We start from the raw sequence: 14,627 nt of genomic DNA, 5'->3' as shown, positions 1-14,627 counted from the left end.
TGCGGAGGGCGGCGGGGCGGGTGACGGCGGGGCGGGCTGCGTGGTGCGGATCGGTCTGCTTCATGGCTTTGACGCTACGGCGGCCCGGCCCTCCGCGGCATGCGGGTCAACCCCCAACTCCCTCAGGGTTCCCCCGAGTTCCCCTCTCAGGGGCCGGCCAGACAACCGGGCGCGTGCACCCGACCGACCGACCCCGCGTCCGACCGGCCCCGACCGCGCTAAAGCCGCTGAATGATCGTCGCCGTCGCCAGCGCTCCGCCCGCGCACATGGTGATCAGGGCGAACTCCTTGTCGCGACGCTCCAGTTCGTGCAGGGCGGTGGTGAGGAGGCGGGCGCCGGTGGCACCGACCGGGTGGCCGAGGGCGATGGCGCCGCCGTTGACGTTGACCTTCTCCAGGTCCTGGTCGAAGACCTGCACCCAGGAGAGCACCACGGAGGCGAACGCCTCGTTGATCTCGACCAGGTCGATGTCCCTGAGCGACATCCCGGCCTTGCCGAGGACGGCCCGGGTGGCGTCGATCGGCCCGTCGAGGTGGAAGTGCGGGTCGGAGCCGACGAGTGCCTGGGCGACGATGCGGGCCCGGGGCCGCAGCCGGAGGGCGCGTGCCATCTTCTTGGAGGCCCACAGCAGGGCGGCGGCGCCGTCGGAGATCTGCGAGGAGTTGCCGGCGGTGTGGACGGCGGTGGGCATCACCGGCTTGAGGCCGGCGAGGGCCTCCATACTGGTGTCGCGCAGGCCCTCGTCGCGGTCGACCAGCCGCCACATGCCCTGCCCGGCGGCCTGTTCGTCCTCGGTGGTGGGGACCTGGACGGCGAAGGTCTCCCGTTTGAAACGCTCCTCGGCCCAGGCGGTGGCGGCCCGCTCCTGGGAGAGCAGGCCGAGCGTGTCGACGTTCTCGCGGGTCAGGCCGCGGTGGCGGGCGATCCGCTCGGCGGCCTCGAACTGGTTGGGCAGGTCGACGTTCCACTCGTCGGGCCAGGGTTTGCCGGGGCCGTGCTTGGAGCCGCTGCCGAGCGGGACCCGGGACATCGCCTCGACGCCGCAGCCGATGCCGATGTCGATCACACCGCCCGCGATCATGTTGGCGACCATGTGGTTGGCCTGCTGGGAGGAGCCGCACTGGCAGTCCACGGTGGTGGCGGCGGTCTCGTAGGGCAGGCCCATGGTGAGCCAGGCGTTGCGGGCGGGGTTCATGGACTGCTCGCCGGCATGGGTGACGGTGCCGCCGACGATCTGTTCCACGCAGTCGGGCTGGATGCCGGTGCGGGCGAGGAGTTCGCGGTACGTCTCACCCAGGAGATAGGCGGGGTGGAGGTTGGCGAGCGCGCCCTGGCGCCTGCCGATGGGGGTGCGTACTGCTTCGACGATGACGGGTTCCGCGGCCATGACTCAACTCGTCCTCTCCTCGCGTCCGCGGGCGTCCCGGCACCCACGGAGGGCAGAACTAGTACGCGTTCTAGTTCCGCGAACAGTCTCGTGAGCCGTTCAGTGCGGCGCAAGAGGGCCGCACCGCCCTTGTACACAAGTGGCGTTGCCGTGACCCTTGCCACTTGTAGAACTCGTTACTACCTTCACCGCGACCTGCATCTGATGGCCCGTCAGCCAAGCTGTCGTCAGTCAAGCTGTCGGCCGGACGACGGTGCCATCAGGGCGTCCCACGTCAGCTGGACCAGGAGTCGCCGATGCACTGCCCCGCGCTGCCCGAAGGGTTCGACTTCACCGACCCCGACGTCTACCAGTCCCGGGTCCCGCTCCCGGAGTTCGCACGGCTGCGCCGGACCGCGCCGGTGTGGTGGAACGCCCAGCCGCACGGCATCGCCGGCTTCGACGACGACGGCTACTGGGCCGTCACCCGGCACCAGGACGTCAAGGAGGTCTCCACCAAACCGGAGGTGTTCTCGGCCAACCTCAACACCTCGATCATCCGGTTCAATTCGGCCATCTCCCGGGACCAGATCGAGGTCCAGAAGCTGATCATGCTGAACATGGACCCGCCGGAGCACACCCGGGTCCGCCAGATCGTCCAGCGCGGCTTCACCCCGCGGGCCATCCGCGCCCTGGAGGAGGCCCTGCGCCGGCGGGCCGGGCACATCGTCGAGGAGGCTCGACGCAAGGGCTCCGGCGACTTCGTCACCGACGTCGCCTGCGAACTCCCCCTCCAGGCGATCGCCGAGCTCATCGGCATCCCGCAGGAGGACCGGGCCCGGATCTTCGAGTGGTCGAACAAGATGATCGCCTACGACGACCCGGAACTGGCCATCACCGAGGAGGTCGGCACCAACGCGGCCACGGAGCTGATCTCGTACGCGATGAACCTCGCCGCGGCCCGCAAGGAGTGCCCGGCCAAGGACATCGTCAGCCGGCTGGTGGCGGCCGAGGACGAGGGGAACCTCGGCTCCGACGAGTTCGGGTTCTTCGTGCTGCTGCTGGCGGTGGCCGGCAACGAGACCACCCGCAACGCCATCACCCACGGCATGCACGCCTTCCTCACCCACCCCGACCAGTGGGAGCTCTACAAGGGCGAGCGCCCGGCGACCGCCGCCGAGGAGATCGTGCGGTGGGCGACCCCGGTGGTCTCCTTCCAGCGCACTGCCACCCAGGACACCGAGCTGGGCGGCGCGCACATCAGGAAGGGCCAGCGGGTCGGGATCTTCTACTCCTCCGCCAACCACGACCCCGAGGTCTTCGACCGGCCCGACGTCTTCGACATCACCCGCGATCCCAACCCCCACCTGGGCTTCGGCGGCGGCGGTCCGCACTTCTGCCTGGGCAAGTCCCTGGCCGTGCTGGAGATCGACCTGATCTTCAACGCCCTCGCGGACGCCGTACCCGGGATCTCGCTGGCCGGCGACCCCCGGAGGCTGCGCTCCGCCTGGCTCAACGGGGTCAAGGAACTCCGGGTGCGCTACCGCTGAGGGAGAGCACCGCCAGGGTGAGCACCTCGACGACGCCGACGCCGAGCAGCGCGGCCACGACGCGGCGCCGCAGCCTGCGGTAGACGCCCTCGTACTCGGTCCGCAGGGCGGCGCTGCGGGCCGCGACGCGCTCGCAATAGGAGCGGGACTGCGCGCGCTGCTCCCGGCAGTACTGCCGGACGACGTCCTCGCGCTGGGACGCGGTGAGCCAGGGCAGCCGGGCACAGAATTCCTCCGCCCGGCTGCGGGCCCGTTCTTCTTCCGCCGCCCACAGCAGATACCCCTCGATCTCGTTGATCGCCGCCGCCATCCGGCGATGCTCTCCCTCGCCGGTCCCGCCGGTCCCGTCGGCCCTCGGCATTTCCTGCCCCCTCACGCTTTCCTCACCGTTCGATCGCGGCCGCGACATCGGGATGATGCAGATCGAACGCCGGGGATTCGGAGCGAATGCGCGGCAGGGTGAGGAAGTTGTGCCGCGGCGGCGGGCAGGAGGTCGCCCACTCCAGCGAGCGGCCATATCCCCACGGATCGTCCACCACGACCTTCTCGCCGTACTTGGCGGTCTTCCAGACGTTGTAGAGGAACGGCAGGATCGACAGGCCGAGCAGGAAGGAAAAGATGGATGAGACGGTGTTGAGGGTGGTGAAGCCGTCGGCGGCGAGATAGTCGGGAATGCGGCGCAGCATTCCTTCCGCGCCGAGCCAGTGCTGGACGAGGAACGTGCCGTGGAAGCCGATGAAAAGCGTCCAGAACGTGATCTTGCCCAGTCGCTCGTCGAGCATCTTGCCGGTGAACTTCGGCCACCAGAAGTGGAAACCGGCGAACATCGCGAAGACGACCGTACCGAACACCACATAGTGGAAGTGAGCCACCACGAAGTACGAGTCCGAGATGTGGAAGTCCATCGGCGGCGACGCCAGGATCACACCGGTCAGACCACCGAAGGTGAACGTGATCAGAAAGCCGATCGCCCACAGCATCGGCGTCTCGAAGGACAGCGAGCCCTTCCACATCGTGCCGATCCAGTTGAAGAACTTCACCCCGGTCGGCACCGCGATCAGGAACGTCATGAACGAGAAGAACGGCAACAGCACGCCACCCGTGACGTACATGTGGTGCGCCCACACCGTCACCGAAAGACCGGCAATCGACACCGTCGCCGCGATCAGACCGATGTAACCGAACATCGGCTTCCGGGAGAAGACCGGAATGACCTCGGAAATGATGCCGAAGAACGGCAACGCGATGATGTACACCTCGGGATGCCCGAAGAACCAGAAAAGGTGCTGCCACAGCAGTGCGCCGCCATTGGCCGCGTCGAAGACATGGGCACCGAATTTACGGTCCGCCTCCAGGGCGAACAGCGCGGCCGCCAGCACCGGGAAGGCCAGCAGGACCAGCACACCGGTCAGCAGCACGTTCCAGGTGAAGATCGGCATCCGGAACATCGTCATGCCCGGAGCGCGCATGCAGATGATGGTGGTGATGAAGTTGACCGAACCCAGGATCGTGCCGAAGCCCGAGAAGGCCAGACCCATGATCCACATGTCGGCGCCGACGCCGGGCGACCGCACCGCGTCCGAGAGCGGCGAGTAGGCGAACCAGCCGAAGTCCGCGGCACCCTGCGGGGTGAGGAAGCCGGCGACCGCGATCAGCGAGCCGAAGAGGTAGAGCCAGTAGGCGAACATGTTCAGCCGCGGGAACGCCACGTCGGGCGCGCCGATCTGCAGCGGCATGATCCAGTTGGCGAAACCGGCGAACAGCGGCGTCGCGAACATCAGCAGCATGATCGTGCCGTGCATCGTGAACGCCTGGTTGAACTGCTCGTTCGACAGCAGCTGGTGGCCGGGGCGGGCCAGCTCGGCACGCATCAGCAGCGCCAGCAGCCCGCCGAGGCAGAAGAACGCGAAGGCGGTCACCAGATAGAGCGTGCCGATGGTCTTGTGGTCGGTGGTCGTCAGCCACGTCACCGGGTTCCGGCGCGTCGCGGGACGTGCCGTGGCGGCCCGCGGCACGGCGGATCCGGCCGTCGGGGAGGAGGTTGCGGGGAACTTCATGCCCCGTAGGTGTCCGCCTCCCCGCGCATCGTCACCGGTCACCGGCGCGAAACGGGCTACCGGGAGGGTGGGATGCGTCACGAGTGCGGGGTGTGACGATCGGGGCGATGCCGGACACAGGGGTTTCATGAGCACGGACGACGCCTTCGCCGCGGCCTACCGCGCGCACTACTGGGCGGTCAGCCGCTTTGTGGCGCGACGGCTGGACGCCCCGGCACACGAGGTCGAGGAGGTGGTGGCCGACGTCTTCTCCATAGCGTGGCGGCGGCGCGCCGAACTCCCCGACGCGCCGCTGCCCTGGCTGTACGGGGTGGCCCGGAACTGCCTGGCCAACACGGTGCGCGGGATCGGCCGTTACCGGCGGCTGCTGCACCGGCTGGGCAATCACGAGGCGGCGCACGGCCGGCAGACCGTGGAGAGCCCGGACGCCGAGCGGCCCGGCGCCTGGGTGCACGAGGCCCTGGGCCGGCTGTCCGCCGCCGACCAGGAGGTCCTGCGGCTGACCGCCTGGGAGGAACTGACCGTCGAGGAGCTGGCGGTGGCCCTCGACTGCGGCCGGAGCGCGGCGGCCATGCGGCTGCACCGGGCCCGGCGCCGCCTGCGCGCGGAGATCGACCGCACCCGGACCACCGTGTCCGTACGAGGAGGAGGCGACGGCCATGAGTGACGAACTGGAGCTGCTGCGGGCGGCCGACCCGGTGCCGGCCGGTGAAGGGCGCTGGCGGGACCGCCCGTTGGACGCCACCGCCGAACGCGCCCTGAACCGCCTGCTGCACAGCGCCCGCACCCGGCGGGCCCGCCGCCGTCTGGTGCTGCGCGCCGAGGCGGCCGTGCTGGCGCTGGTCGCGGTGCTGGCCTTCACCCTGACCGACGCCGGCAGCAGCCCGGCGGTCGCGGCACCGTCCGCGCTCGTGCCGCGCGTGGTCGGCGCCGAGCCGTCCCTGGACGGGCTGGCCCGCCTCGCGGAGGCCCGGGCCCGGACGGCCGGCCCGCAGGACGGGCCGCGGCGCGGCAGCCATCTGCAGAGCTGGAGCCTGTCCGTGGGGACCGGCCCGGACGCAGCGTCCCCGGTGACCGTCCCCGAGGAGCGCGTCACCCGGTGGAACGCCGACGGCAGCGGCTCCGAACTGGTGGTGGCCACCGACCCGCGCCATCCGGGACGCCCGGTCGTCCACGACGACGGTGGCCGCTGGCGGACCGTCAGCGACGGCAGGGTGCTGCACCGCGCGACCTATCCGGCGGGTTCGGGCGGAGCGCGCGGCGGGCTCGCCGCCCGTACGGAGCCGCCCACCGACCCGAGGGCGTTGCGCGCGCTGCTCGTCTCCCGTTACGGCGCGTCGGGCGGCAACGACCCCGCGGCCGTGCCGCAACTGCTGACGGCGCTCTCCTCGTTCCGCCAGGAGTGGACACCGGGGCCGCGGGAGACGGCGGCGATCGTGCGGATGCTGGCGGACACCAGGGGCCTGCGGCCGGCCGGCGCGGTCACCGACCGACTGGGCCGCCGCGGGCAGGCGTTCGTGCACGACGGGCCCGACGGTGCCCTTGACGCCACCCGCCAGATGGTGATCCTCGATCCGCGCACCGGCCAACTCCTCGGCACGGAGATCACCTTCACCAAGCCCCTGCCCGACTTCCGGATCAGCGCGGGCGAGGTGCTGTCCTACGAGGCGTGGATGCCGTGAAGCACCGGCCGCGGCAGAGGCACCGGCACGCCGCCCGAGTGGCGGGGTCCGGGCCGATGACCGATCCTGGAGGGACGCGACGATCCTTCGGCGCGGCGGTGCGCGACGCACCGCCGCGCCGTTTCCGTATCCGCCCCTCTGGGTCCGTATGCCCGCCGCCTCTCATGCCGTTGCCGTATGCGAACGAACACGCTCCGGGCGCCCGCGCGTCACGTGACGCGGACCACAATCCGCCCTCGGTTGCGGCCGATCCCCGCGAGATGGATCACAAACACACCTCACGGAAAAAAGTTCACGGATGCACGTTTACCCAGCGAGGAGGGGGTAGGCGGGCGACTGTGCAGTCATCTGCACACTGTCCGTGATGACCCGGTCTGCCCGTATGGTCGTCCTTTGCCCCTCCACGCCATGGCGGGGCAGGTCCTTGTAGTCGTCCCAGAGAGCGCAGGCGAGCGAACACGTGCCGACGCAGTCCCCCCTCGCAGCCGGGTCCCGTTCGGGCGTCGCCAGAAGCGCCGGAGCCGCCACCGAGCCGCGGAAGGCGGCCCCGCAGACACCGGGCGAGGTCACGGTCGTCGACCCCGCGATGGTCAAGCGCGCGGTCTCGGCGGCCGCCCTCGGCAACGCGATGGAGTGGTTCGACTTCGGCGTCTACAGCTACATCGCGGTCACCCTCGGCCATGTCTTCTTCCCGTCCGGGAACCCGACCGCGCAGCTGCTCTCGACCTTCGGCGCGTTCGCCGCGGCCTTCCTGGTGCGCCCGCTCGGCGGCATGTTCTTCGGCCCGCTCGGCGACCGCATCGGCCGCCAGAAGGTCCTCGCCATCACCATGATCATGATGGCCGCGGGCACCTTCGCCATCGGCCTGATCCCGTCGTACGCCGCGATCGGCGTGGGCGCGCCCATCCTGCTGCTGGCCGCCCGCCTGGTGCAGGGCTTCTCCACCGGTGGCGAATACGGTGGCGCCTCGACCTTCATCGCCGAGTACGCGCCCGACAAGAAGCGCGGATTCCTGGGCAGCTGGCTGGAGTTCGGCACCCTCGCCGGCTACGTCGGCGGCGCCGGCCTGGTCACCCTGATGACCGCGCTGCTGTCCACCGAGGACCTCCACTCGTGGGGCTGGCGGATCCCGTTCCTGATCGCCGGTCCGATGGGCATCATCGGCCTCTACCTGCGGCTCCGCCTCGAAGAGACGCCGGCCTTCGCCCAGCTGGAGAGGGAGGCGCACGCGCGCGAGAAGGAGCGGCGCGCGGTCGAGAAGCGGATCGGCATCCGCGAGATGATCTTCGGCCAGTGGCGGGCGATGCTGCTCTGCATCGGCCTGGTCCTGGTCTTCAACGTCACCGACTACATGCTGCTGTCGTACATGCCGAGTTACCTCACCTCGGAGCTGAAGTACGACGAGACGCACGGGCTGCTGGTCGTGCTCGGCGTGATGGTCGCGATGATGGGCGTGCAGCCCTTCGTGGGCAAGCTGGCCGACCGGTTCGGCCGCCGTCCGGTCATCGGCGCCGGCTGCTTGGGCTTCCTGGTGCTGTCGGTGCCGGCGCTGCTGCTGATCCGGCAGGGTTCGCTGGCCGCCATCGCCGTGGGCATGGGCGCGCTCGGCCTGCTGCTGGTGTGCTTCACCGCCGCGATGCCCTCGACGCTGCCCGCGCTCTTCCCGACCAAGGTGCGCTACGGCTCGCTGTCGATCGGCTTCAACGTCTCGGTGTCGCTCTTCGGCGGGACCACGCCGCTGGTGGTCACCGCCCTGATCGGCGCGACCGGCAACAAGATGGTGCCCGCCTACTACATGATGGCGGCGGCCGTGATCGGCGGCATCGCCGTCCTGCTGATGTCGGAGAGCGCCCGCAAGCCGCTGCCCGGCTCCCCGCCGGCGGTGGAGACCGAGGCCGAGGCCCGTCAGCTGGCCACGGCCGGCGCGACCGGCTGAGCCGCCCGCGACCCGCGCCACCACTGACGCGCGGCCGGCCGCCTGCCCCAAGGGGCTCGGCGGCCGGCCGCGTTGGCGTTGGCGACCGACGCCACCGGGGCCGTCCTCACGGCGCTTTGACGGGGTGGTGTAGGAAACTGAGGCATCCGGATGAGGTGGTGACACCGGTTCGGCGTCCGTTCGAGGAGATTCGAGGAGAGGTGCCCTGTGGCCAGCGTCGTGAAGATCAATGTGCTGACCGTTCCCGCGGAGCAGCGTGAGGTGCTGGAGAAGCGGTTCGCTTCGCGTGCCGGGACGGTCGATTCCGCGGACGGCTTCGAGTGGTTCGAGCTGCTGCGCCCCGTGGAGGGCACCGACCAGTACCTCGTCTACACGCGGTGGCGCGACGAGGAGTCGTTCCAGGCGTGGATGGAGGGGCCGATGAAGGCCGCGCACCAGCACGGTGGTGAGGGCGGCGAGCGGCCGAAGCCGGCCGCGAGCGGTTCGACGCTGTGGTCCTTCGAGGTGGTGCAGCAGGCCGCGCCCAAGCAGGGCTGATCGCGCGGATACGCGTCCGTGCGGTTCGCATGTCGGGCACAAGTCGCGCTCAATCGAGTCGCGTTCGCGGGCGGTGGCGTCGGGAGAATGCCGCCATGAGTGAAGCCGCCGTCCCGTCCTGGTCGATCGCCGCCGAGCCGGTCGACGCGCCGGTGGCGCGGGCCCTGTTCCGCGCGTACTACACCGAGGTCGCCGACCGCTATTACACGCTGCACGAGGGGCGCCGCGCGACGCCGGAGGAGATCGACCGGGGCGTGGCCGGGCACACGGGCGACGGGCTGCGGCCGCCGCGCGGGGTGCTGCTGGTGGCCCGGCACGGCGACGAGCCGGCCGGCTGCGCCGGGACCCGGCTGCTGGACGCCCGTACCGCCGAGCTGAAGCAGGTGTTCGTCCGGCCCGGCAAGCGCGGTCTGGGCATCGCCGGCGGGCTGCTGCGGGCCGCGGAGGCGGCCGCGGCGCGGCTGGGCGCCGAGCGGATCCGGCTGGACACCCGGCTGGATCTGACCGAGGCCATCGCGCTGTACCGCCGGCGTGGTTACGTCGAGATCGCCCCGTACCACTTCGGTGATCCGTATGCGGAGATCTTCTTCGAGAAGCGGCTGACCGCACCGCGACAGGGGGCGGGGGCCGACGGGGCGGAGACGGCGGTCACTTGGTGAGGTCGGGCGGCCGGGGCGAGCGGGGTGTGGTGCGGGCCGCGGTGCGCGGCACCGGCCGGCGGGCGTCGCCGTCGTGCGGCTCCTCCCCGTCCGAGCCGCACAGCTCCGCCGTCAACTCCTGGACGAGTTCGGTGAGATCGGTGGGCCGGTCCACGGTCCACCAGTCGCCGAGCAGCTGCGCCAGCGACTGCTGCCGCGCCGCCGCGAGCCGCTCCGCGGCCTCCCGCCCGCGGTCGGTGAGCAGCAGCATCAGCCCCTCGCGCCGCGCCAGCCCGCGTTCCTCGATCTGCCGGACGCCCTCGGTGACGACACCGAGCGGCACCCGGCTGCGTTCCGCCAGCAGCCCCGGCTCCAGCGAACCGCAGCGCTGGATGCGCAACACCAGCCAGCTGGCGGCCGGTTTGAGGTCCAGGCCGGCGCGGGCGGTGATCTTCTCGTAGATGTCCTTGCGGCCCTCCATGCTGCCCAGTTTGGAGAGCGCACGGGCGACCTCCTCACGGGACGACCGCTCGACCGGGTTGGAACAGAGGACCTCGCTGGTGTCGGGGGCGGTGACGCTGCCGCGCAGCGGCTCCTCCCTGAGGAACCAGGCCAGGGCGAAGGCGACGAGGACGACCGGGACAGCGTAGAGGAAGACGTCGGTGATGGAGGTGGAGTAGGCACCGAGGACGCCGGCGGCCTGCGCGGGCGGCAGCTTGCCGATCGTCCGCGGGTCCTCGGCGATCGCCGACGGCGAGACGCCGGGCGGCAGCGTCGCGCCGGAGAGGGCGTCGGCGACCCGCGGGCCGAGCCGGCCCGCGAAGATCGTGCCGAAGATGGAGACGCCGAACGAGGCGCCGATGGAGCGGAAGAAGGTGGCGCCCGAAGTGGCCACCCCGAGGTCCTCGTAGGGCACGGCGTTCTGCACGATGAGGACGAGGACCTGCATGACCAGGCCGAGCCCGAAGCCGAAGACGAAGAAGTAGGTGCTCATCAGGGCGACGCCGCTGGACGGGTCGAGCCGGTGCAGGAGCAGCAGGCCGAGGGTGACCACGGCGGTGCCGGCGATGGGGAAGACCTTGTAGTGGCCGGTGCGGGAGACGATCTGCCCGGAGGCCGTCGAGGAGAGCAGCATGCCGAACACCATCGGCAGCATGTGCACACCGGACATGGTCGGCGAGACCCGCTGGACGACCTGGAGGAATGTCGGCAGGTACGTCATCGAGCCGAACATCGCGAAGCCGATGACGAAGCCGATGACCGCGCAGAGCGTGAAGGTGCGCAGGGTGAACAGGCGCAGCGGGATGACGGGTTCGGCGGCCCTTCGCTCGACGCGGACGAACGCCGCGAGCAGCACCGCGCCGAGTCCGGCGAGCAGGGCGGTCTGCCAGGAGGCCCACGGGTAGCTGACGCCGCCGAGCGAGGTCATCAGGACCAGGCAGGCGGCGACCGCGGCGATCAGCGCGGTGCCCAGGTAGTCGATGCGGTGCGGGGTGCGGCGGGCCGGTATGTGCAGCGCGGCCGCGATGACGACGAGTGCGACGGCGCCGATGGGGACGTTGATGTAGAAGACCCAGCGCCAGCTGAGGTGGTCCACGAACAGCCCGCCGAGCAGCGGCCCGAGGACGCTGGTGCCGCCGAACACAGCGCCGAACAGCCCCTGGTACTTGCCGCGTTCGCGGGGCGGCACGATGTCGCCGACGATCGCCATCGACAGCACGATCAGACCGCCGCCGCCCAGTCCCTGGAGTGCCCGGAAACCGATCAACTGGACCATGTTCTGCGCGAGGCCGCAGAGCACCGAACCGATCAGGAAGATCACGATGGCCGTCTGGAACAGCTTCTTGCGGCCGTACTGGTCGCCGAGCTTGCCCCACAGGGGCGTCGCGGCCGTGGACGCCAGCAGATAGGCGGTGACCACCCAGGAGAGGTGCTCGAGGCCGCCCAGGTCGCTGACGATGGTGGGCAGCGCGGTGGCGACGATGGTCTGGTCGAGTGCCGCGATGAGCAAGCCGAGCAGCAGCGCGCCGATCGAGACGAGGACCGTCCGCCGGGACCGGTCCTCGCCGGCGACGGCGGGAGCGCTGGTGTCCTGCGCCATGAGCGTCGTCTCCCTCGTGTCCGGCGTGGTGCGTGGTCTTTCCTCGGGGCGCGGGCGTCGCTCAGGGCGCGGGCGTCGGCACTCGGGGTGGGCGTGGGCGCGTACGACCGCGTCCGGTCGGCTTCCCGGCCGTCCGGGCTTCTCTCCATCGTGTCTCCATCGTGGGCGGTTCCACCCGATATGGCCCGCCGAGGGGGCGGGCGAGGGGGTGGGGGGCAGCCCACTCCGGCTCAGCCCGGCCCGCTCCGGCCCAGACCGGCCCACCGCCTACCGCGGGCCCACCGCAGACCCGACAAGGTGCGACATGTCCGCCTGACCGTGACGAATGCCATGCCGATCGAGGGGGCCGGACGGTTGTCGCGCCGACACCCGTTTTGTATCGTGAAAAAACAAAGTGGTTCCGCCCGCACTCCCTGACCGGCGGGCGGGACCGCTTGTGTTTTTCCTGCCCTGCACGTCCTGACAGTTCGCTGCCAGCCCCTCGCGCCCAGGAGCCCGCCGATGACGGCCACCACCACGCTCATAGCCCGCGCCCTGCTGCTGGACATGGACTCCACGATCGTCAACTCCGAGGCCGTCGTGGAGCGTTGCTGGCGCCGCTGGGCGGCCGAGCAGTCACTGCCCGCGGAGGACGTCCTCAAGGTCGTCCACGGGCGGCAGGGCTGGGCCACGATGGCGGCGCTGCTGCCGGACCGCCCCATGGAGCAGAACGTCGCGGACAACCGCCGGATGCTGGAGCAGGAGACCGCCGACATGGAGGGCGTGGTGCCGGTGGTCGGCGCGCCCGCCTTCATGACCGCCCTCGCCCAGCTCCCGCACGCCCTGGTGACCAGCGCCGACGCCGCACTGGCAGAGGCCCGCATGGGCGCGGCGGGACTTCCCATGCCGGATGTCAGGATCACCGCGGAGAGCGTGAGCGCCAGCAAGCCGGACCCGGAGGGCTTCCTCAAGGGCGCCGCCGAACTGGGTTTCGCACCCGAGGACTGCCTGGTCTTCGAGGACTCCGAGGTGGGCATCGAGGCCGGGCGGGCCGCCGGGATGCGGGTCATCGGGGTCGGCGACCGCGCCGCCGCGTTCGCCCCCACCGCCCACGTCCGCGACCTCACCCAGGTCCGTATCGAGGGCCTGGCGGACGGCGGAATCGCCGTCCGGATCACCGCCTGATCCACACCCGAGCCACGGCCCGCAGCCCGCAGCCATAGCTCGACACCTGAGCCGCCCCCTGATGGCCGGCCGGCACGCCCTCCCGCGTACCGGTCGGCCATCAGTCATGTCGGCGCTCCGTACCACCCGACACCGCCCCTACCCCTTGATTCAGGCTCCTTCCCCTTAAGTCAGACCCCTTGGTTCGGATTGGTTCGGATCAATAGGTCCCCTATTGGCAGACTGTTGAACTTGCAAGTACTAGTTAGGTCGGCCTAATCTCAAGACTCCGGCGGGCGCGCCCGTCCCCCGCGTCCGTTCGTCCCCGAAGACCGAAGAACTAGGAGTCACCGCATGTCCGCTCCCCTCAGCTCCTTCACCGAAAAGAACACGCCACACGTCCTGGCGCTCTTCCGCGTCGTCGTCGGCCTGCTCTTCGCCAGCCACGGCGCCTCCTCGCTGTTCGGCATCCTCGGCGGCGCGATGGGAGCCGGCCCCGGTCACACCGTCCCGACCGGCACCTGGCCCGGCTGGTACGCCGCGGTCATCCAGCTGGCCGGCGGCCTCCTCGTCATGCTGGGCCTGGGCACCCGCGCGGCGGCCCTCGTCAGCTCCGGCTCGATGGCCTACGCCTACTTCTCGATGCACCAGCCGAACGCTCTGTGGCCGATACAGAACGGCGGCGAGGCGGCCGCGATGTTCTCCTGGGCGTTCCTGCTGATCGTCTTCGTCGGCCCCGGCTCGTGGGCGCTGGACCGGCTCTTCTTCGGCGGTTCGGCGCAGCAGGCGCCCGCCGGCGAGCGCGCGCCGAGCACCGTCTGACGCGCCTCGACGGCGGCCATGGGCCGGGGCGGAGCGTTTCGCCGCCCCGGCCCATGGTGTGTTTCCGGCCAGGCGTACGCTGTATGGCCGTAGTGCCGCCCCTGCCGCGCCGAGCGACGTCGCGGCGGGTTCGGACCGGGAGCAGGACGTTGCTGGAAAGCCTGGGGTCGCTGAGCGGCACCCCGTGGGTGTACGTGGTCGTCAGCCTCTCGATCGTCCTCGATGTCTTCGTCCCGATCCTGCCGAGCGGGGTCCTGGTGATCACCGCGGCCACCACGGCCGCCGGCTCCGGCCCCGCCGCCGCAGACGTCGCCGCCACCGTCCACACCGGTAACCACCTGGCCGAAATGGCCTCCCTGGTGCTCTGCGCGGCCGCCGCCTCGGTCCTCGGCGACCTGGTCGCCTACCGGCTGGCCTGGCGCGGCGGGGACCGCTTCGACCGCGCCATCGGCCGCTCCCGTCGGCTGTCCGCGGCCCAGCAGCGGCTGGGCGCCGCGCTCACCCGGGGCGGCGGCGGCATCGTCGTACTGGCCCGTTTCGCGCCCGCCGGACGCTCCGTGGTCAGCCTGGGCGCCGGGGTGGCCCACCGGACGGTGCGCGAGTTCCTCCCCTGGTCGGCGCTGGCCGGGCTGGCCTGGGCCTCCTACAGCGTCAGCCTGGGCTACTTCGGCGGCCACTGGCTCGGCACGTCCTGGGTGAGCACCGCCCTCTCCGTCCTCGCGCTCTTCGTCGCCGGCTCGGTGGCCGCCTACCTCGTCCGGCGCCCGGAGCGGGAGACCGCCGCGCACTGACTG

12 protein-coding genes and 1 pseudogene are annotated in these 14,627 nt (G+C 71.0%); 9 read left to right on the top strand and 4 right to left on the bottom strand.

Going from position 1 to position 14,627, the window contains the following annotated elements; genetic code table 11:
* Positions 1 to 218 precede the first annotated feature (218 nt).
* On the bottom strand, positions 219 to 1,388 hold the full coding sequence (locus ACRAS8_RS24805) for a steroid 3-ketoacyl-CoA thiolase (RefSeq protein ID WP_438488199.1): 1,170 nt from the start codon (positions 1,386 to 1,388) through the stop codon (positions 219 to 221).
* 296 nt (positions 1,389 to 1,684) lie between these two features.
* Here ACRAS8_RS24805 and ACRAS8_RS24800 point away from each other — a divergent pair, with 296 nt between their 5' ends.
* Positions 1,685 to 2,917 carry a cytochrome P450 gene (locus tag ACRAS8_RS24800; protein ID WP_438488198.1) on the top strand — a complete coding sequence of 411 codons (1,233 nt, stop codon included), beginning with the start codon at positions 1,685 to 1,687 and terminating at the stop codon, positions 2,915 to 2,917.
* Here the strand turns inward: ACRAS8_RS24800 and ACRAS8_RS24795 are convergent.
* Both ACRAS8_RS24795 and ctaD read right to left on the bottom strand, forming a co-directional pair.
* Entirely contained in the window at positions 2,889 to 3,278 is a 390-nt protein-coding gene (locus tag ACRAS8_RS24795) for a hypothetical protein (RefSeq protein ID WP_438488197.1), read from the bottom strand. The two genes, ACRAS8_RS24800 and ACRAS8_RS24795, sit on opposite strands and share 29 nt — an antisense overlap.
* 37 nt (positions 3,279 to 3,315) lie before the next feature.
* Positions 3,316 to 4,974: pseudogene (gene ctaD, locus ACRAS8_RS24790) on the bottom strand (aa3-type cytochrome oxidase subunit I); the annotation flags it as partial.
* Positions 4,975 to 5,101: 127 nt separating this feature from the next.
* On the opposite strand from ctaD, the gene ACRAS8_RS24785 reads away from it, so the two are divergent.
* The 5 genes from ACRAS8_RS24785 (at position 5,102) to ACRAS8_RS24765 (ending at position 9,788) form a co-directional block, all read left to right on the top strand.
* The gene (locus ACRAS8_RS24785; RefSeq protein ID WP_438488196.1) at positions 5,102 to 5,641 is read left to right on the top strand and encodes an RNA polymerase sigma factor; all 540 of its coding nucleotides are present in this window, start codon (positions 5,102 to 5,104) and stop codon (positions 5,639 to 5,641) included.
* The gene (locus ACRAS8_RS24780; RefSeq protein WP_438488195.1) at positions 5,634 to 6,656 is read left to right on the top strand and encodes a CU044_5270 family protein; all 1,023 of its coding nucleotides are present in this window, start codon (positions 5,634 to 5,636) and stop codon (positions 6,654 to 6,656) included. Before ACRAS8_RS24785 ends, ACRAS8_RS24780 begins: the two co-directional genes overlap by 8 nt.
* A gap of 460 nt (positions 6,657 to 7,116) precedes the next feature.
* Entirely contained in the window at positions 7,117 to 8,592 is a 1,476-nt protein-coding gene (proP, locus tag ACRAS8_RS24775; protein ID WP_438488194.1) for a glycine betaine/L-proline transporter ProP, read from the top strand.
* Between the two features lie 207 nt (positions 8,593 to 8,799).
* Positions 8,800 to 9,129: an antibiotic biosynthesis monooxygenase family protein gene (locus tag ACRAS8_RS24770; protein WP_221909273.1), complete on the top strand. Its 330-nt coding sequence runs from the start codon at positions 8,800 to 8,802 to the stop codon at positions 9,127 to 9,129.
* 95 nt (positions 9,130 to 9,224) lie between these two features.
* The gene (locus ACRAS8_RS24765; protein WP_438488193.1) at positions 9,225 to 9,788 is read left to right on the top strand and encodes a GNAT family N-acetyltransferase; all 564 of its coding nucleotides are present in this window, start codon (positions 9,225 to 9,227) and stop codon (positions 9,786 to 9,788) included.
* Here ACRAS8_RS24765 and ACRAS8_RS24760 read toward each other — a convergent pair.
* Complete coding sequence (locus ACRAS8_RS24760) at positions 9,778 to 11,868, bottom strand: MDR family MFS transporter (RefSeq protein WP_438488192.1); 2,091 nt, start codon at positions 11,866 to 11,868, stop codon at positions 9,778 to 9,780. The genes ACRAS8_RS24765 and ACRAS8_RS24760 overlap by 11 nt on opposite strands.
* Before the next feature lie 501 nt (positions 11,869 to 12,369).
* Between ACRAS8_RS24760 and ACRAS8_RS24755 the strand changes: the two genes are divergently transcribed.
* The 3 genes from ACRAS8_RS24755 to ACRAS8_RS24745 all read left to right on the top strand — a co-directional run bounded on the left by ACRAS8_RS24755 (position 12,370) and on the right by ACRAS8_RS24745 (position 14,624).
* Positions 12,370 to 13,032 carry an HAD-IA family hydrolase gene (locus tag ACRAS8_RS24755; protein ID WP_438488191.1) on the top strand — a complete coding sequence of 221 codons (663 nt, stop codon included), beginning with the start codon at positions 12,370 to 12,372 and terminating at the stop codon, positions 13,030 to 13,032.
* 333 nt (positions 13,033 to 13,365) lie between these two features.
* Complete coding sequence (locus ACRAS8_RS24750; protein WP_438488190.1) at positions 13,366 to 13,833, top strand: DoxX family protein; 468 nt, start codon at positions 13,366 to 13,368, stop codon at positions 13,831 to 13,833.
* A gap of 149 nt (positions 13,834 to 13,982) precedes the next feature.
* Positions 13,983 to 14,624 (top strand): DedA family protein, encoded by a 642-nt coding sequence (locus ACRAS8_RS24745; RefSeq protein ID WP_438488189.1) that lies wholly within the window; start codon positions 13,983 to 13,985, stop codon positions 14,622 to 14,624.
* The last annotated feature ends 3 nt before the right edge of the window (positions 14,625 to 14,627 follow it).

It is taken from the genome of Streptomyces sp. S186 (assembly GCF_051603415.1).
In the GTDB taxonomy this organism is placed as follows: domain Bacteria; phylum Actinomycetota; class Actinomycetes; order Streptomycetales; family Streptomycetaceae; genus Streptomyces.
The sequence above is the reverse complement of the archived record's forward strand: the minus strand, read 5'-3'. Positions and strand labels throughout refer to the sequence as shown.